This window comes from Flavobacterium sp. YJ01, from assembly GCF_029320955.1.
Taxonomy (GTDB): domain Bacteria; phylum Bacteroidota; class Bacteroidia; order Flavobacteriales; family Flavobacteriaceae; genus Flavobacterium.
In genome coordinates this window covers 1831091-1848806 of sequence record NZ_CP119757.1, presented here as the reverse complement: position 1 = coordinate 1848806, position 17716 = coordinate 1831091, and the positions used below count along the sequence as shown (strand labels likewise).

The following is a 17716-nucleotide window of genomic DNA, read 5'->3' as shown; positions in this document are numbered from 1 at the left end:
AATATGAAAAATATAATAAAAACAATTTTACTTTCTGCAGTGGTACTTGGGATGAGTTCATGTACAGAAGAAAAAGTAATCGATTTAAAGCCGATCAACAATATTTTAAGTCCTGACGCTTTTACTACACCGACATTAATCTCAACATATATGAATGGGGTTTATAATGCGGCTGCAATCGGACAATATAATGCTGCACCAACTAGCCCGAACGGTGGTCGTGGTTATGTATGGGGAGCTGCTTATGTTGAACAAGGTGAAGCTAGAGGAGAAGATGTTGTAAATATGGCAACTTTCTATGAGTTAACTTATAGAGGTACTTATGATCCAACAACGGCTAACAACGTTTACTACTGGGTTGATGGTTACAGATTAATCAACAGATGTAACCTTATGATTGAAGGAACTAATGAAGCTGTTGCAAAAGGTATTATTACTAAGGCAATTGGGGATAATTATATTGGGCAATCTAAATTCTTAAGAGCAATTACACACTTAGAATTGTTAACTTACTTTGCTAGACCTTATAATTTTACTGCTGGTGCAACTCACCCTGGTATTCCTTACAGAACGGTTGGAGTTAATACATTTGAAGAAATTGATTCTGAATCTGCAAAGCCAAGAAATACGGTAGCAGAATGTTATGATAGAATTTTAGCAGATTTAAATGATGCTGAGGCTTTAATTACTTCAGGAAGCAGCACAGCTTTTGCATCTAGACCAATTGGAAGAGCTTCTAAATGGGCTGCAATCGCTTTCAAAACTAGACTTTATCTTCAAAAAAGAGATTGGGCAAATGTTTTGGTTGAAGGAGCTAAATTAAACGGAGCTTTCGCTTTAACTGCAGATCCATATGCGCCTTTCCAAAATACTACAGGAGTTAATGCTAGTAACTCAGAGTCTATTTTCTCTATTCAGCATTCAGCTACAGCTAATCCAGGTGTAAATGCTGCTTTAGCTAGTATTTTAAAAGATAGAGCTTTAGTTTGTATTAGTCCAATTATTTGGAGAGATGCACAATGGTTAGCTGATGACAAACGTAGAGAAGACGGAAAGTTTATTTACACAGCTTCTGGTATTAAATATACTAACAAATATACTGATGTTACGAACAGAACTGACGCTGCTCCAATTATCAGATATGCTGAAGTTGTATTAAATATGGCTGAAGCTCAAGCTCGTCAATCTAATTTGCCAGCTGCTTTAACTTTGTTAAACTCTGTTAGAAATAGATCTCTAGCAAACCCAACAACTCAAGCTTACACAGCTGCTTCTTTTACAACAAACGCAACTATGGTTGCTGCTATTCTTAAAGAAAGAAGAATTGAGTTTTTACAAGAAGGACGTAGATGGACTGATATTCACAGATTACAAGGAGATCCAATAGCCGCAGTTGCTACAAGTGGTATTCCTGCTAAAATGGCAAATGCTGCACCTACAGCTCCTGCATTCGTTTTAGGAAATACTTATGTTATTGCAACTCCTATTGCAGCTATTCCTGCAGCTGACCGTAGATTTTTATGGCCAATACCTCAATTAGAAATGAATACAAATCCAGGTTTAGGACAAAATCCTGATTGGTAATAGGTAATTATTTTGAATTTTTTTTGGAAGCCCCGTATACTTTTGTATACGGGGTTTTCGTTTCAAAATAGCGAAACAATTTTCACTTTATATTATATATTATGTTTTTTCGTTAATACGTTTTTATCTTTACCTTTGCTCAACAAATTTTGTCAAAATAAATTTATACAAAGCCATCAAATGAGAATATTCATTTTCCTATATCTATTAGTTGTACCAACTTTATTGTTTTCTCAAGAAAAAAAAGCCGCTCCTAAAAAGGATTTAGATATGAATACGGAATATTCTAGTATTACAGATACCGTAAAGAAGAAAAAAGCCAAAATAGCAACTATAGACCAATATAAGATTGTCACTTTGGAACATGACACTATATATGCCGACACGTCGTTAACTATAAAAAGTGCTTACAGACAGAATCATCTTAGAAAAGATCTTTTCGGACTTTTAGAATTTTCTAATATCGGTCAGCCATTAAATACCTTGCAATATAGTTTGACAAGTTTTTCTCCGTATCCAGAAATTGGTTTTACAGGAAAACATTCTAATTATATGCAAGCAGATCAAATTCGATATTATTCGGCCGCAACGCCATTTACAGAATTGTTTTTTAATACTACAATTAATAAAGGACAGAACGTAGATTCTTTTATTACTTTAAATACATCCAAAAATCTTAATTTCTCAATAGCCTATAAAGGTTTAAGATCTGAAGGAGATTACATAAATCAATTGGTTAGTGCTGGTAATTTCAGATTTACAACCAGTTATGCTACAACCAGCAGACGATATGCAATCAATATGCATTTTGCCAATCAGGATATAATGAACGAAGAAAATGGAGGAATCACAAATGTTTCCAATTTTGAAAGTGATGATCCAGATTTCAAAAATCGACAAAGATTGCAGGTTTATTTAACTGATGCAGAAACGCTTTTAAAAGGTAGGAGATTGTTTTTTGACCACGCTTTTAGGGTAAATCCAAAAGACGGAAATAACAATTTGTATTTAACACATCAGTTTAATTATGAATATAAAAATTATCAGTATAAGCAGCAGACAATAACGTCTTCTATTACAGATAATAATAATGTTACCACCACAGTAAACCGTTTCGGAGATTCGTATGTTGCAAGCGGCATCAATGATGAAACAAAATATGAAAGACTTTATAATAAAGTAGGTGCAGCGTATGAAAACTCTCTTTTAGGAAAGTTTAATTTTTTTATAGACGATTACAGATCTAATTATCAATATGAAAAAGTAATTGTGGATTCTTTGAACAATGCGATTCCTGCTAATTTGTACTTGCAATTTAATAATGTGGGAGGACAGTACGAATACCAAAAGAACAAATGGAATGGTAGATTTCTGTATTCAAGATCTATTACAAATCAATCTCTTTCTGATTTAGATGCCAAATTGAGATATGATTTAAACGAAAAAATTAAGTTTGATTTTAGATATCGTAATATCAATAAACTGCCAAATAATAATTATAATTTATATCAAAGTAGTTGGGTTTCATATAATTGGTCACATAATTTCAAAAATGAAAAAATAAACTCATTAAGTGCCGAAATAACAACTCCTTGGTTAACGGGGCAAGTTCAATATACTGTGCTGAAAGATCACTTGTATTTTAGAGATACATCGTCAGTTGCAAATGTTCAAATTGTTACACCACAACAGTATGGTAATGTGATAAATTATTTAGAAATAAAAGCAAGCCGTGAGTTTAAATTCGGTCATTTTGCATTAGATAACACGCTTTTGTATCAAAAAGTTGATCAGTCAGATTTGATTTTAAATGTTCCTGATTTTGTCACTAGAAATACCTTTTATTATTCAAATCATTTTTTCAAAAAAGCATTATTTATCCAAACAGGTATTGTATTTAATTATCTGACCAAATATTATGGAGATGATTACAATCCTGTTATTGCAGAATTTTTTGTACAGCAACAAAAAAAGATTGGTGGCTTTGCTACTTATGATGTTTTTGTAAATGCCAGAATTCGTCAGACACGTTTTTATTTGAAAGCGGAACATTTGAATGCGCTTTTTTCACAAAGCAATTATTACTCGGCGCCTAATAATCCTTATCGTGATTTTGTATTGCGTTTTGGTTTGGTTTGGAATTTCTTTCAATAAAAAGCCGAATTTAATTAGAACCACTATATTAAACTTAAATAAAAATGGACTTTTCAAAAAATATTTTAGAAACAATTGGTAACACGCCATTGGTAAAACTCAACAAAATTGTTGCTGAAATTGATGCGTTAGTATTGGCAAAAGTCGAAACCTTTAATCCTGGTAATTCTGTGAAAGACAGAATGGCTGTAAAAATGATTGAAGATGCAGAAGCTGACGGCCGATTGAAACCAGGAGGGACTATTATTGAAGGAACTTCTGGAAATACAGGAATGGGACTTGCACTAGTGGCAATCGTAAAAGGATACAAATTAATTTGTGTGATCTCTGATAAACAATCTAAAGAGAAGATGGATATTCTTCGTGCTGTAGGAGCAAAAGTCGTTGTTTGCCCGACAGATGTCGAACCTACAGATCCTCGTTCTTATTATTCGGTTTCCAAACGTTTGGCCGAAGAAACACCAAATTCTTGGTACGTAAATCAGTATGATAATATGTCAAATTCATTGGCGCATTATGAACAAACTGGACCAGAAATTTGGAAACAGACTGAAGGTAAAATCACACATTTTGTTGTTGGAGTTGGAACTGGAGGAACAATTTCTGGAGTTGGAAAATATTTAAAAGAAAAAAATCCAAACATCAAGATCTGGGGAATTGATACTTATGGTTCTGTTTTTAAGAAATACCACGAAACTGGAATTTTTGACGAAAACGAAATCTATTCTTATATAACAGAAGGAATCGGAGAAGATATTTTGCCTAAAAATGTCGACTTTTCTTTAATTGACGGATTCACAAAAGTAACCGATAAAGATGCAGCAGTTTACACTAGAAAAATTGCGTTAGAAGAAGCTATTTTTGTTGGAAATTCTGCTGGAGCTTGTATAAAAGGTCTTTTGCAATTAAAAGAACATTTCAAGCCTGATGATGTTGTTGTAGTTCTTTTTCACGATTCTGGAAGCCGTTACGTAGGTAAAATGTTCAATGATGATTGGATGCGTGAACGCGGATTTTTAGAAGAAAACATAACTAAGGCAGAAGACGTTATCAAAGATCATATTGATAAAGAATTGATTGTTGTTCGTACCGAAGAATTGGTTTCGCACGCAATTGAGCGTATGCGTAAATACAAAATTTCGCAGATCCCAGTTGTTGATATTAACGGATTTGTTGGTTCTGTTGATGAAACTGACTTGTTTAGAAGTTATGTTGCAGACAAAAATGTAGCCGAAAAACCTATTAAGGAAGTAATGGGAAAACCTTTTCCAATTGTAAAATTAGGAACGCCAATTGAAGAAGTGTCAAAACTTTTCTCAAAAGAAAACGATGCCGTTTTAGTTGACTTAGGAAATGGACATCATCATATTATTACAAAATATGATATTATCGGTTCGATAAAATAGACTTTTACAAATAAATTAATCCATAAATCTGATTGTACTTCTATTAGATTTATGGATTTTTCTTTTAAAAATATAAAATGAATTTTACAGCAATTGATTTTGAAACAGCAACGGGACATCATCCGTGTTCAGTTGGAATTGTTACAGTTCAAAATGGAGTAATAGTAGATGAGTTTGTGTCTTTAATTAAACCTCCAAATAATGAGTATAATCCATTTACAATTCGTGTTCATGGTATTTATCCGAAAGATACTATCAATGCAAAATCTTTTTTTCAAATCTATCCTGAAATAGAAAAGAGGTTAAAAAATCGAGTTGTTGTAGCTCATAACGAAAGTTTTGACCGAAATGTTTTGATGAAAACAATGCTGCTTCATGGTTTAAATTATGAAGATTTGAACATTGCTCCAAAATGGGAATGTACAGTGAAAATTTATAAAGCAAAAGGAATTAAACCGACAAAATTAAGTGACTGTTGCCGAGAAATGAAAATTCAGCTTAATCATCACGAAGCTTTGTCTGATGCTCGTGCTTGTGCGAAACTTTATATGCTTCGATAAATAAATTTATTTGTAAGAATAATAGTAATTTTTTGTTATTTTTAGATTTTTAAAAATACTTTAAAATCTAAAAATGAAAGAAGATTTTCTTCATTATCTCTGGAAATTCAAGAAGTTTGATACCTTGAATTTGAAAACCGCACAAAATGAATTAATTACAATTGTTAAAACAGGTGATTATTTGGAACTTTCTGGCCCTGATTTTTTCAATGCTCTTATAATAATCGAAAATCAAAAATGGGCTGGTAATGTTGAAATCCATTTAAAATCATCGGATTGGTATCTCCACAATCACGAAAAAGATACTGCTTATGAAAATGTAATTCTTCATGTAGTTTGGGAAAATGATACGCCAATTTATAGAAAAAACAATACAGAGATTCCAGTTTTAGTTCTTAAAGATTATGTTTCTAAAGAAGTAATCGAAAACTACAATGCGCTAATTTCTCCTAAAACATGGATTTCTTGTGAAAAACAAATAAAAGATATTGATGATTTTATTTTTAAAAACTGGCAGGAAAGGCTGTTTTTTGAAAGATTAGAGCGTAAATCGGCTTTCATTTATCAATTAGTGGAAGAAACAAATCAGGATTGGGAGGCAGTTTTGTTTTCTCTTTTATTAAAGAATTTTGGATTAAATACAAATGGGAATTCTTTTTTGCAAATTGCGAAAGCAATCCCTTTTTCTGTTATAAGAAAAGAAAGTTTTGAATACGAAAATTTAGAAGCATTACTTTTTGGAACTGTTGGTTTGTTGGATGTAGAAAAAGAAGATGTTTATTTTAAAGATTTGAAGTTTCGATATTTCTATCTACTTCATAAATATCAATTGGAAAGAACTTATATAAATCCGCTTCAATTTTTTAAACTTCGTCCAGATAATTTTCCAACAATTCGACTTTCTCAATTGGCGAGTTTGTATCATAAACATCAAAATTTATTTTCCAAAATAATCGATTTAAAATCAGTTAAAAAGGTTTATGAATTACTAAATGTATCTTCAAGCTTGTATTGGCAAAATCATTATCAGTTTGACAAAGAAAGTCCCAAAAAATCAAAACTATTGTCGAAATCATTTATAGATTTAGTGATTATAAATACCATAATTCCGCTTCAATTTGCTTATTCAAATATTATGGGAGATTCTATAGATGAAGATTTAATCGATTTTATGAATGAAGTAGTTTCGGAAAAAAACGCAATTATTGATAAATTTAATTTGTTTGGGATAAAGTCTCAATCGGCATTTGAAAGCCAAGCGCTGCTTGAACTTAAAAATGAATATTGCGAACGAAAGGCTTGCTTAAAATGCGCTATTGGATTAGAATTGCTTAAAAATAATTAGATAATTTGTACTTTTGTAATCCTGATAAGTCAGGAATCTAAAAATCTAAAATCTAAAATCTGCAATTAAACTATGTCAGCTATTTTAAAACTCAAATTCTTTTTTGAAAAATACGGTTTTCATGTTTCTTCAAGGTTAGCAGATAAGCTTGGAATGCGTGTGACGAATGTGAGATTATTTTTTATTTACATTTCTTTTGTTACAGTTGGTTTAGGATTTGGCGTTTATCTTACTCTCGCATTCTGGATTAGATTAAAAGATTTAATTCGCTCAAAAAGAACTTCAGTATTTGATTTATAAAAAAAGCTCCAAATCTAAATTTGGAGCTTTTTTATGAAGTTATATTTGTTCTTCTTCTGTAGGATTGTTAAGTTTAGATCTTTTCTTGCTATATCCAAAGTATACAATTATACCAAGAATAAGCCATCCAAAAGATAATAACTGCGCATCTTTACTTAAATTAAAAATTAAATAAGAATTAATTGCAATTCCTAATACTGCAATAATTGGTAAAGCAGGAACTTTAAATGTTCTGGTTAATCCTGGTTGTTTTACTCTTAAAATCCAAACAGCAATACAAACCATTGTAAAGGCAAACAAAGTACCAAAACTGGTCATGTCAGCCAATTTGTTGATTGGTGTAAAAGCAGCAACTGTTGCTATAATAGCTCCAAGAATCATTAAGTTAGTTTTTGGAGTTCCAGAAATAGGGTTTACTTTAGAGAAAACTTGTGGAATTAAACCATCTTTAGACATTCCAAGAAAAATTCTAGATTGTCCCATAATCATTACCATTAATACTGAAACCAAACCAATAGTTGCAGCAACGGTAATAATAGAACCAGCCCAGCCTTGTCCTGCAATATCAAATGCATAAGCAACAGGAGCTTTGATGGCTTCAGGATATTTTCCTAGTGGATTGAAGTCTTGGTAATTCATCATTCCTGTTAATACTAAAGAAACAAGAATATATAAAGTAGTACAAATTAATAAAGAAGCGATAATTGCAAAAGGAACATCTTTTTTAGGATTAATGGCTTCTCCAGCTTGTGTAGAAACGGCATCGAAACCAACATAAGCAAAGAAAATAGCTGCAGCTCCAGAGATAATTCCTCCAATTCCGTAAGCATTGTGAGTAGTTTCTTTTTCAATGATTTGAGTTGCTTCAGGAATAAACGGACTCCAGTTTGCTGTATTGATAAAGAAAAGACCAGCAATAATTACAAAGATTACAGCAGATACTTTAAGAATAACAATTGCGTTATTTGCTTTAGCAGCGCTTTTTGTTCCTTTAATAAGCAATGAAATAACTAAAAGAACAATCAAGAAAGCTGGAAGATTCATAGAAAAACCTTCTCCAGTATAGCTTGCTGGATCTGTAGTTAGCCAATCAGGAAGGTGAATGTGAAATATTTTGAGTAATTTGTTAAAGTATCCGGACCAAGAAACGGCGACGGTCATAGAACCCATTGCGTATTCAAGAATTAATCCCCATCCAATTATCCAGGCAAAAACTTCTCCAATTGTACCGTAAGCATATGCGTAAGCAGATCCTTCAACAGGCAAAATAGAAGCAAATTCAGAATAGCAGAGAGCTGCAAATACACAGGCAATACCTGCAATAATAAACGAAATTGCTAATGCTGGACCTGCATGATAATAAGCCCCAGTACCTGTAAGAACAAAAATTCCTCCACCGATAATGGCACCAACACCAATGGCAGTAAGGCTCCATTTTCCTAGGACTCTCTTTAAATCACTTTTTTTCATATCAGCCTCAAAGGCAGATATTGGTTTAACTCTCCAAATTGACATACTATTTTATTGGTTTATTTGTTATTAAGTGCCAAATGTATTGTTTTTTGTAAAAAATAAAAACATTTATCATGTTTTAAGTTATAAAAACTTTATTTTTTTTACAGTACTCTTAAGAATATTTCTTTAAAGGTTGACATTCATTAAATTAATTGCTTATTTGTAAAACATTCAATAATTTTTTAAAAACTACTTTTCTTACTAATATTATCAATATATTTGAAAGTTTTTTCTTTCTTTTTTAATTTACTTTAAATTTAAAGTTTATTTTGTGTCATGAATTTCAAGTATTTCAGCAGATATTTTCATTTTTCAAAACAACAGCAAATAGGTGTTTTTATTCTCTTTGCCATAATGATCGGATTACAGTTTTTTTATTTATTGTCTGATTTTGAGGTTTTAGATGTAAAAGACTCCAATAAGGACAATTGGCTGGCTTATCAGTTGGAAATTGATAGAGAGAAATTGGATGATGAAAATAAGAAAACGACCAATTATCTGTTTAATCCAAATTTTATTTCTGATTATAAAGGTTATAAACTCGGAATGACTGTTGAAGAGATTGATCGATTAATGGCATTTCGTAAAGAAAATAAATATGTAAACTCGGCAGATGAGTTTCAAAAAGTTACAGGCATTTCGGACTCATTATTGAATAAAATTGCTCCTCTATTTAAATTTCCGAATTGGACACAACAAAAAGTTGGTTTAAAATCTAGGCAGATTGATTTTGCAAAAAATGATTTTCCAAAGAAAGAAAAGCTGGAAATATTAGATATTAATCAAGCCAGTCAAGAAGATTTAATGAAATTGTACGGAATTGGAGAAGGATTGTCTGGAAGAATATTAAGGCAAAAAGAAATTCTTGGCTGTTTTGTGTCGATGGAACAAATGAAAGATATTTGGGGACTTTCTCCAGAAGTTATAAGTGAATTAAATAGTCATTTTAAAGTTGTAATTCCGCCATCGCTAAAGAAAATAAAAGTTAATGAAGCGTCTTTAAAAGAATTGTCGCAATTTTTCTATTTCAAATATGCTTTAGCAAAACAGATTGTTACGTATAGAAGCATGAATGGAAATTTTGATAATATTGAGGATTTAGCAAAAATTAAAGATTTTCCTGTAGAAAAAGCAAAAATAATTAGTTTATATTTGGAGTTCTAAAAGAAACCAACTCATGAACTTTGATTACAACGAAACACAACTAATGATAGCTCAGTCGATAAAAGACTTTGCAGAAAAAAACATCAAACCTTATATAATGGAATGGGATGAGGCACAAATATTTCCAGTTCCTTTATTTAAGCAACTTGGCGAAATGGGTTTTATGGGTGTTCTGGTGCCAGAAGAATATGGTGGCTCAGGTTTGGGTTATCATGAATATGTTACAGTTATAGAAGAAATTTCAAAAGTAGATCCTTCAATAGGCTTATCTGTTGCTGCTCATAATTCTTTGTGTACCAATCATATTTTAACTTTTGGAAACGAAGAACAGAAAAAAAAATGGCTTCCAAAATTAGCTACAGCAGAACATTTAGGTGCTTGGGGATTAACTGAGCATAATACAGGTTCTGATGCTGGCGGTATGAATACAACAGCAGTAAAAGATGGAGATTATTGGGTAGTAAACGGAGCAAAAAATTTTATTACGCACGCTATTTCGGGCGATATTGCTGTTGTTGTAGTTCGAACTGGTGAAAAAGGAGATTCTAAAGGAATGACTGCTTTTGTGTTTGAAAAAGGGATGCCGGGTTTTTCATCAGGTAAAAAAGAAAATAAATTAGGAATGAGGGCTAGTGAAACGGCCGAATTGGTTTTTGATAATTGCCGTATTCCTGACGAAAATAGATTAGGTGAGATTGGTCAAGGTTTTGTTCAAGCAATGAAAATCTTAGATGGAGGAAGAATTTCTATTGGAGCTTTGTCGCTAGGAATTGCAAAAGGAGCTTATGAAGCGGCGCTTAAATATTCAAAAGAAAGACATCAGTTTGGGCAGCCTATCAGTAGTTTTCAAGGAATTTCATTTAAATTAGCTGATATGGCAACAGAAATTGAAGCTTCTGAATTGTTGTTGCACAAAGCGGCATTTTTGAAACAACAACATAAACCTGTGACAACATCTGGTGCAATGGCAAAAATGTATGCTTCTGAAGCCTGTGTGAAAATTGCAAATGATGCAGTTCAAATTCATGGCGGGTACGGTTATACTAAAGATTTTCCGGTTGAAAAGTTTTATAGAGATTCTAAATTGTGTACGATTGGAGAGGGAACTACCGAAATTCAGAAATTAGTTATCTCTAGAAATTTACTCAAAGATTAGATTTTGTAAAAAGCGCAACTTATAAGTTGTAATAAAGTGTATCTAGTTTTTATGTCTTAATATTTTCGATAAAAATAATTTGTAATTTATAATTCATAATTAATAATTAATTTCTACATTTGCAGCCTTAACGAGAGGAGGTGTCTATATTATGTTAATTATACCAATTAAAGACGGAGAAAATATCGATAGAGCATTAAAGCGCTATAAAAGAAAATTTGATAAAACAGGAACTGTTCGTCAATTAAGAGCACGTACTGCTTTTATTAAGCCATCTGTTATCAAAAGAGCACAAATTCAAAAAGCTGCTTACATTCAAGGCTTGAGAGATAGTTTAGAAAGTTAATATTAGCTTTTTAGTAATGTAACCGTTAGTGATCAAAATGTTTTAATTTTGATTCTAACGGTTTTTTTATGCTTAAATTTGAGGTATATTATTTTTCTATGAAAACGAATAAAGAGGCTTTTTGTGATTACCTGTTGTTGGAGAAAAAATATTCTTCACACACTGTTGATGCATATTTGGGGGATTTAACTGCTTTTGAGTTTTTTGTTCAAGAAGAATTTGGTCAAGAAAGCATTGATTTGGTTAATTATAGTCAGATAAGAAGTTGGATTGTTTTATTGGTTGATCAAGGTATTTCCAATGTTTCGGTTAATCGAAAAATGGCTTCATTGAAGGCTTTTTATAAATTTCTTTTAAAATCAAAACAAATTGAGGTAAGTCCGATGTTGAAGCATAAATCTTTAAAAACGCCAAAAGTGGTTCAGGTGCCTTTTTCTGAAAAAGAAGTAAAAGAATTGTTAGGGCAGATTGATAATCCTGTCGGTTTTGAAGAGGTGAGAGATAAATTGATTGTCGAAATGTTTTATATGACAGGAATGCGTCGTGCGGAATTGATTAATTTGGAGTTGAAAAATGTAGATTGTTCTGCAGGTTTGGTAAAGGTTTTGGGAAAAAGAAATAAAGAGCGTCTTGTTCCTATTCTGCCGATTATAGTTTCTCAAATTAATTCTTATATAAAAAAGCGAGATGATTTAGAAAGTGGTGTTGATTCGGATTATTTTTTTGTTTCGAAAAAAGGGTTAAAATTGAGCGAATCTTTTGTTTATCGTTTAATAAATTCATACTTTAGTAGAGTCTCAGAAAAGGTGAAAAAAAGTCCGCACGTGCTTCGTCATACTTTTGCAACTCACCTGTTAAATAATGGGGCAGATTTGAATTCAGTTAAGGAGTTATTAGGGCATTCTAGTTTGGCATCTACACAAGTTTATACTCATAATAGTTTGGCAGAACTTAAAAAGGTATATATAGGTGCGCATCCTCGGAATAAATAATAATTCTAAAATGTTAATCCTAAAATTTTTATTATGAAGGTAGATGTTCATGCAGTTAACTTTACTGTTGACAGAAAATTGGTCGATTTTATTCAGGAAAGAATGGATAAGTTGGAGAAATACTACGACCGTGTAGTTTCGTCAGATGTTTTTTTGAAAGTTGAAAGAACGAGTGATAAGGAAAATAAGGCGGTGGAGATTAAGATTAATGTTCCTGGTGATGATTTTTTGGTAAAAAAACAGTGTAAGACATTTGAAGAGGCGGTTGAGCTTTCGGCAGAATCATTAGAACGTTTACTTATAAAAAGGAAAGAAAAAATAAGAGCGCACATTTAATTGAAATTTTTTTTAAAAAATGTTTTGATTAAAAGATAAAATAGCTACATTTGCAGTCCGTTAGAAATAGCGGACTTTTTTATTGCATTCGCCGATGTAGCTCAGCTGGCTAGAGCAGCTGATTTGTAATCAGCAGGTCGTGGGTTCGAGTCCCTCTATCGGCTCAAAATAATTCAAATGCGATTTGAATTTGTTCATTAAAATAATGAGAATTTAAACTAGGGGAGATACTCAAGCGGCCAACGAGGGCAGACTGTAAATCTGCTGTGTGAACTTCGCAGGTTCGAATCCTGCTCTCCCCACAAAAAAAAGAGGTTGAGGTTTAGGGTTTTAGATTTGTTAATCTGAAAATCTGAATTCAAAAGCCTGAAATTAGAACTCTCTGCCGGTGTAGCTCAGGGGTAGAGTGCTTCCTTGGTAAGGAAGAGGTCTCGGGTTCAAATCCCGACATTGGCTCAAGTAAGTAGGAAATTGAAAATTAATATATAACTAAGATTAAAAATTAAGTAAAATGGCAAAGGAGAATTTTAATCGTTCCAAACCGCACTTAAACATAGGTACAATTGGACACGTAGATCACGGAAAAACTACATTAACTGCTGCAATTACAAAAGTATTGTCAGATGCTGGTTACTGTCAAGCAAAATCGTTTGATCAAATCGATAACGCTCCAGAGGAGAAAGAAAGAGGTATTACTATTAATACATCACACGTAGAGTACGAAACTGCTAACCGTCACTACGCTCACGTTGACTGTCCAGGTCACGCGGATTACGTAAAGAACATGGTTACTGGTGCTGCTCAGATGGACGGTGCTATCTTAGTAGTTGCTGCTACAGATGGTCCAATGCCACAAACTCGTGAGCACATCCTTTTAGGTCGTCAGGTTGGTATTCCAAGAATCGTTGTTTTCATGAACAAAGTGGATATGGTTGATGATGCTGAGTTGTTAGAGCTTGTTGAAATGGAAATTAGAGATTTATTATCTTTCTACGAATATGATGGAGATAATGGTCCTGTTGTTCAAGGTTCTGCTTTAGGAGGATTAAACAATGATCCAAACTGGGTACCTAAAATTATCGAATTAATGGAAGCTGTTGATGCTTGGATCGAAGAGCCAGTACGTGACGTTGCTAAACCATTCTTGATGCCAGTTGAGGACGTATTTACAATTACAGGTCGTGGAACTGTTGCTACAGGTCGTATCGAAACTGGAGTTGCTAACACTGGAGATCCTGTTGAAATCATTGGTATGGGAGCTGAAAAATTAACTTCTACTATTACAGGAGTTGAGATGTTCCGTAAAATCCTTGACAGAGGTGAAGCTGGAGATAACGTAGGTTTATTGTTAAGAGGTATTGATAAAGCTGATATCAAAAGAGGTATGGTTATTATTAAGCCAGGTTCAGTAAAACCACACGCTAAATTCAAAGCTGAGGTTTATATCTTGAAAAAAGAAGAAGGTGGACGTCACACTCCATTCCACAATAACTACCGTCCACAGTTCTACGTACGTACAACTGACGTAACAGGAGTTATTTCTTTACCAGCAGGTGTAGAGATGGTAATGCCAGGTGATAACTTAACTATTGAGGTTGCTTTATTAAGTCCAATCGCTATGAACGTAGGTTTACGTTTCGCTATCCGTGAAGGTGGTAGAACAGTTGGTGCTGGTCAGGTTACTGAAATCGTAGAGTAATTCTATTAAATAAATAAAAAAGCCAGTGATTATTTTTTTAATCACTGGCTTTAATTACGGGCGTAGTTCAAGGGTAGAATAGCGGTCTCCAAAACCGTTGATGGGGGTTCGAATCCCTCCGCCCGTGCAATAAAAAATATATCAAATGACAAAAGTTACTAATTATTTATCAGAGGCTTTCGAAGAGTTAAAGTCAAATGTTACTTGGCCAGCTTGGGCTGAAGTACAGAAATTGACAATTGTTGTGGCTGTATTTTCGATTTTATTCGCTTTGGCAACTTGGGGAGTAGACGAATTTTTTGCAAAAGCTTTGGCTGGATTTTTTAACTGGTTAAAAGGATAATTTTTTTGTGATGGCAGATAATAATGTGAAAAAATGGTACGTAGTTAGAGCAGTTAGCGGTCAAGAGAATAAAGTGAAAGCTTATATCGAGACTGAGATTGCGAGATTAGGTATGGAGGATTATGTTTCTCAGGTTTTGGTTCCTACTGAAAAAGTAGTTACTGTAAAAGATGGGAAAAAATCATCTAAGGATAAAGTTTACTTTCCTGGATATGTTATGATTGAAGCTAACTTAGTTGGTGAGATCCCTCATATTATTAAGTCAATTACTAGTGTTATTGGATTTTTAGGAGAAACTAAAGGTGGAGAACCTGTTCCTTTAAGACTTTCAGAGGTTAATCGTATGCTAGGTAAGGTTGATGAGCTAGCTGTAAATACAGATACTCGTTCAATTCCATTTAGTGTTGGAGAAACGGTTAAGGTTATTGATGGACCTTTCAATGGATTTAATGGTTCTGTTGAAAAAATCAATGAAGAGAAGCGTAAACTTGAAGTTATGGTTAAGATTTTCGGAAGAAAGACACCATTAGAATTAAGTTTTATGCAAGTGGAAAAAGTATAATTTTTTGTTACACTATAATAAACCATTGTAATCGCTTCCATAGATTACAGTGTTAAATTTTTTAAAAATGGCTAAAGAAATTAGTAAGGTAGTTAAACTACAAGTTAAGGGAGGTGCTGCGAACCCGTCGCCACCGGTTGGACCTGCTTTAGGAGCTGCTGGGGTTAATATCATGGAGTTTTGTAAGCAATTTAATGCTAGAACTCAGGATAAACCTGGCAAAATTTGTCCAGTGCAAATCACTGTGTACAAAGACAAATCATTTGATTTTGTTGTTAAGACTCCTCCAGCAGCAGTTCAGTTAATGGAAGCTGCAAAGCTAAAATCTGGTTCTGGTGAGCCTAATCGTAAAAAAGTAGCTAGCGTTACTTGGGAACAAATTAGAACTATCGCTGAAGACAAAATGCCAGACTTAAACGCTTTCACAATTGAGAAAGCAATGAGTATGGTTGCTGGAACAGCTAGATCTATGGGTATAACTGTATCAGGAGATGCTCCTTTTTAATTAAGAAAAAGACATGGCAAAATTAACAAAAAAGCAAAAAGAGGCTGCTTCAAAAATTGAAAAGAACAAATTATACTCTCTAAAAGATGCTGCGGCATTATTGAAAGTTGTTGCTTCTGCAAAATTTGATGAGTCTGTTGATATCGCAGTTCGTTTGGGTGTAGATCCAAGAAAAGCGAATCAAATGGTTAGAGGTGTGGTAACTTTACCTCACGGAACAGGAAAGGATGTTAAAGTATTAGCATTGGTTACTCCAGATAAAGAAGCTGAAGCAAGAGAAGCTGGAGCAGATCACGTTGGTCTTGATGATTACTTACAAAAAATTAAAGATGGTTGGACAGATGTTGATGTTATCATTACTATGCCAGCTGTTATGGGTAAATTAGGTCCATTAGGTCGTATTTTAGGACCTAGAGGTTTAATGCCAAACCCTAAAACAGGTACAGTAACTATGGATGTTGCTAAAGCTGTTCAAGAGGTTAAAGCTGGTAAAATTGACTTTAAAGTTGATAAAACTGGTATCGTTCACGCAGGAATCGGTAAAGTTTCTTTTGGAGCTGAGCAGATTGTTGACAACGCACACGAAATTATTCAAACATTAATAAAACTTAAACCAACTGCTGCTAAAGGTACATACATTAAAGGTATTCACCTTACAAGCACAATGAGTCCTGCTATTGCATTAGACCCAAAAGCAGTATAATTGGTAGTTAAAAATTTTTAGTATGACTAGAGAAGAAAAATCAATCGCGATTGAAAATTTAACTGCGCAGTTAGCTGGTACAAATATCATTTATGTATCTGATATTTCTGGTTTAAACGCAGAGACAACTTCAAGCTTACGTAGAGCTTGCTTTAAAGCAGGTATCAAATTAGAGGTTGTAAAGAACACTTTGCTTGCAAAAGCAATGGAAGCTTCTTCTAATGATTATGGTGATTTACCTACAGTTTTAACTGGTAACAGTGCTATCTTTATTTCTGATGTTGCTAACGCACCTGGAAAAATTATCAAAGATTTCCGTAAGAAATCTGATAAACCAGTTTTAAAAGGAGCTTACATCAATTCTGAAGTATATATTGGGGATAACCAATTAGATGCATTAGCTACTATTAAATCTAAAGAAGAGCTTATCGGAGAAATCATTGGATTATTACAATCTCCAGCTCAAAGAATTATTTCTGCTTTACAAAACAAATTCGCAGGAAGCGAAGAAGGAGCAGAGTAATTTTGAATGCAAGGAAAGGAATTTCCTTGTGGCTTAATTAGCGCACAATAAATAAATTATATTTTTTACAAAATCATTTTAAACGATAGAAAAAATGGCAGATTTGAAACAATTCGCAGAACAATTAGTTAACTTAACAGTTAAAGAAGTTAACGAATTAGCAACAATATTAAAAGACGAGTATGGTATTGAGCCTGCTGCTGCAGCTGTAGTAGTTGCTGCTGGTGGTGGAGATGGTGCTGCTGAAGAAGCACAAACTGAATTTACAGTTGTATTAAAAGAAGCTGGTGCTTCTAAATTAGCTGTTGTAAAATTAGTTAAAGAACTTACAGGTTTAGGTCTTAAAGAAGCTAAAGATGTAGTTGATGGTGCTCCAAGTACTGTTAAAGAAGGTGTTTCTAAAGAAGAGGCTGAAGGTCTTAAAAAATCATTAGAAGAAGCTGGAGCTGTTGTTGAATTAAAATAACAAAACACAGTTTAGAACTAGGTTTAGACCTTGGATGTAACCATCCAAGGGTCTAAA

Annotated in this window: 19 protein-coding genes and 4 tRNA genes; 22 read left to right on the top strand and 1 reads right to left on the bottom strand. The window is 33.2% G+C overall.

What is annotated here, in order from left to right; genetic code table 11:
* Positions 1 to 3: 3 nt before the first annotated feature.
* The 6 genes from P0R33_RS08095 (at position 4) to P0R33_RS08070 (ending at position 7349) form a co-directional block, all read left to right on the top strand.
* On the top strand, positions 4 to 1584 hold the full coding sequence (locus P0R33_RS08095; RefSeq protein ID WP_276174957.1) for a RagB/SusD family nutrient uptake outer membrane protein: 1581 nt from the start codon (positions 4 to 6) through the stop codon (positions 1582 to 1584).
* 180 nt (positions 1585 to 1764) lie between these two features.
* Positions 1765 to 3738: a putative porin gene (locus P0R33_RS08090; RefSeq protein WP_276174956.1), complete on the top strand. Its 1974-nt coding sequence runs from the start codon at positions 1765 to 1767 to the stop codon at positions 3736 to 3738.
* A gap of 44 nt (positions 3739 to 3782) precedes the next feature.
* Entirely contained in the window at positions 3783 to 5144 is a 1362-nt protein-coding gene (locus tag P0R33_RS08085; protein ID WP_276174955.1) for a pyridoxal-phosphate dependent enzyme, read from the top strand.
* 77 nt (positions 5145 to 5221) lie between these two features.
* On the top strand, positions 5222 to 5704 hold the full coding sequence (locus tag P0R33_RS08080; protein WP_276174954.1) for a 3'-5' exonuclease: 483 nt from the start codon (positions 5222 to 5224) through the stop codon (positions 5702 to 5704).
* Positions 5705 to 5777: 73 nt separating this feature from the next.
* Positions 5778 to 7049: a DUF2851 family protein gene (locus P0R33_RS08075; RefSeq protein ID WP_276174953.1), complete on the top strand. Its 1272-nt coding sequence runs from the start codon at positions 5778 to 5780 to the stop codon at positions 7047 to 7049.
* Positions 7050 to 7121: 72 nt separating this feature from the next.
* On the top strand, positions 7122 to 7349 hold the full coding sequence (locus P0R33_RS08070; protein WP_066325008.1) for a PspC family transcriptional regulator: 228 nt from the start codon (positions 7122 to 7124) through the stop codon (positions 7347 to 7349).
* A 39-nt stretch (positions 7350 to 7388) separates the two neighbouring features.
* Here P0R33_RS08070 and P0R33_RS08065 read toward each other — a convergent pair whose 3' ends face one another.
* A complete protein-coding gene (locus P0R33_RS08065) occupies positions 7389 to 8864 on the bottom strand; it encodes an amino acid permease (protein WP_276174952.1) in 1476 nt (491 codons plus the stop codon).
* Between the two features lie 276 nt (positions 8865 to 9140).
* Here P0R33_RS08065 and P0R33_RS08060 point away from each other — a divergent pair, with 276 nt between their 5' ends.
* The 16 genes from P0R33_RS08060 to rplL all read left to right on the top strand — a co-directional run bounded on the left by P0R33_RS08060 (position 9141) and on the right by rplL (position 17659).
* The gene (locus P0R33_RS08060; protein WP_276174951.1) at positions 9141 to 10028 is read left to right on the top strand and encodes a helix-hairpin-helix domain-containing protein; all 888 of its coding nucleotides are present in this window, start codon (positions 9141 to 9143) and stop codon (positions 10026 to 10028) included.
* 13 nt (positions 10029 to 10041) lie between these two features.
* The gene (locus P0R33_RS08055; protein WP_276174950.1) at positions 10042 to 11184 is read left to right on the top strand and encodes an acyl-CoA dehydrogenase family protein; all 1143 of its coding nucleotides are present in this window, start codon (positions 10042 to 10044) and stop codon (positions 11182 to 11184) included.
* Positions 11185 to 11335: 151 nt separating this feature from the next.
* Positions 11336 to 11530 carry a 30S ribosomal protein S21 gene (rpsU, locus tag P0R33_RS08050; RefSeq protein ID WP_115889621.1) on the top strand — a complete coding sequence of 65 codons (195 nt, stop codon included), beginning with the start codon at positions 11336 to 11338 and terminating at the stop codon, positions 11528 to 11530.
* 98 nt (positions 11531 to 11628) lie between these two features.
* Complete coding sequence (locus tag P0R33_RS08045; protein WP_276174949.1) at positions 11629 to 12522, top strand: tyrosine-type recombinase/integrase; 894 nt, start codon at positions 11629 to 11631, stop codon at positions 12520 to 12522.
* A gap of 33 nt (positions 12523 to 12555) precedes the next feature.
* Positions 12556 to 12858: a ribosome-associated translation inhibitor RaiA gene (gene raiA / locus P0R33_RS08040; protein ID WP_276174948.1), complete on the top strand. Its 303-nt coding sequence runs from the start codon at positions 12556 to 12558 to the stop codon at positions 12856 to 12858.
* A gap of 90 nt (positions 12859 to 12948) precedes the next feature.
* Positions 12949 to 13022 (top strand) — tRNA-Thr (locus P0R33_RS08035).
* Positions 13023 to 13079: 57 nt separating this feature from the next.
* Positions 13080 to 13160: transfer RNA gene (locus P0R33_RS08030), tRNA-Tyr, on the top strand.
* A gap of 82 nt (positions 13161 to 13242) precedes the next feature.
* A tRNA-Thr gene (locus P0R33_RS08025) sits at positions 13243 to 13314 on the top strand.
* A 55-nt stretch (positions 13315 to 13369) separates the two neighbouring features.
* Complete coding sequence (gene tuf, locus P0R33_RS08020) at positions 13370 to 14557, top strand: elongation factor Tu (RefSeq protein WP_026730432.1); 1188 nt, start codon at positions 13370 to 13372, stop codon at positions 14555 to 14557.
* 56 nt (positions 14558 to 14613) lie between these two features.
* A tRNA-Trp gene (locus tag P0R33_RS08015) sits at positions 14614 to 14684 on the top strand.
* A gap of 18 nt (positions 14685 to 14702) precedes the next feature.
* The gene (gene secE, locus P0R33_RS08010; protein ID WP_008466927.1) at positions 14703 to 14900 is read left to right on the top strand and encodes a preprotein translocase subunit SecE; all 198 of its coding nucleotides are present in this window, start codon (positions 14703 to 14705) and stop codon (positions 14898 to 14900) included.
* Positions 14901 to 14910: 10 nt separating this feature from the next.
* Positions 14911 to 15462: a transcription termination/antitermination protein NusG gene (nusG, locus tag P0R33_RS08005; protein WP_008466925.1), complete on the top strand. Its 552-nt coding sequence runs from the start codon at positions 14911 to 14913 to the stop codon at positions 15460 to 15462.
* A 67-nt stretch (positions 15463 to 15529) separates the two neighbouring features.
* The gene (gene rplK / locus P0R33_RS08000) at positions 15530 to 15967 is read left to right on the top strand and encodes a 50S ribosomal protein L11 (protein ID WP_008466923.1); all 438 of its coding nucleotides are present in this window, start codon (positions 15530 to 15532) and stop codon (positions 15965 to 15967) included.
* A gap of 13 nt (positions 15968 to 15980) precedes the next feature.
* The gene (gene rplA, locus P0R33_RS07995; RefSeq protein ID WP_012024013.1) at positions 15981 to 16670 is read left to right on the top strand and encodes a 50S ribosomal protein L1; all 690 of its coding nucleotides are present in this window, start codon (positions 15981 to 15983) and stop codon (positions 16668 to 16670) included.
* Positions 16671 to 16692: 22 nt separating this feature from the next.
* Positions 16693 to 17193, top strand: a complete 501-nt coding sequence (gene rplJ / locus P0R33_RS07990; RefSeq protein WP_276174947.1) for a 50S ribosomal protein L10 — start codon at positions 16693 to 16695, stop codon at positions 17191 to 17193.
* A gap of 94 nt (positions 17194 to 17287) precedes the next feature.
* The gene (gene rplL, locus P0R33_RS07985) at positions 17288 to 17659 is read left to right on the top strand and encodes a 50S ribosomal protein L7/L12 (RefSeq protein WP_276174946.1); all 372 of its coding nucleotides are present in this window, start codon (positions 17288 to 17290) and stop codon (positions 17657 to 17659) included.
* Positions 17660 to 17716: the final 57 nt, after the last annotated feature.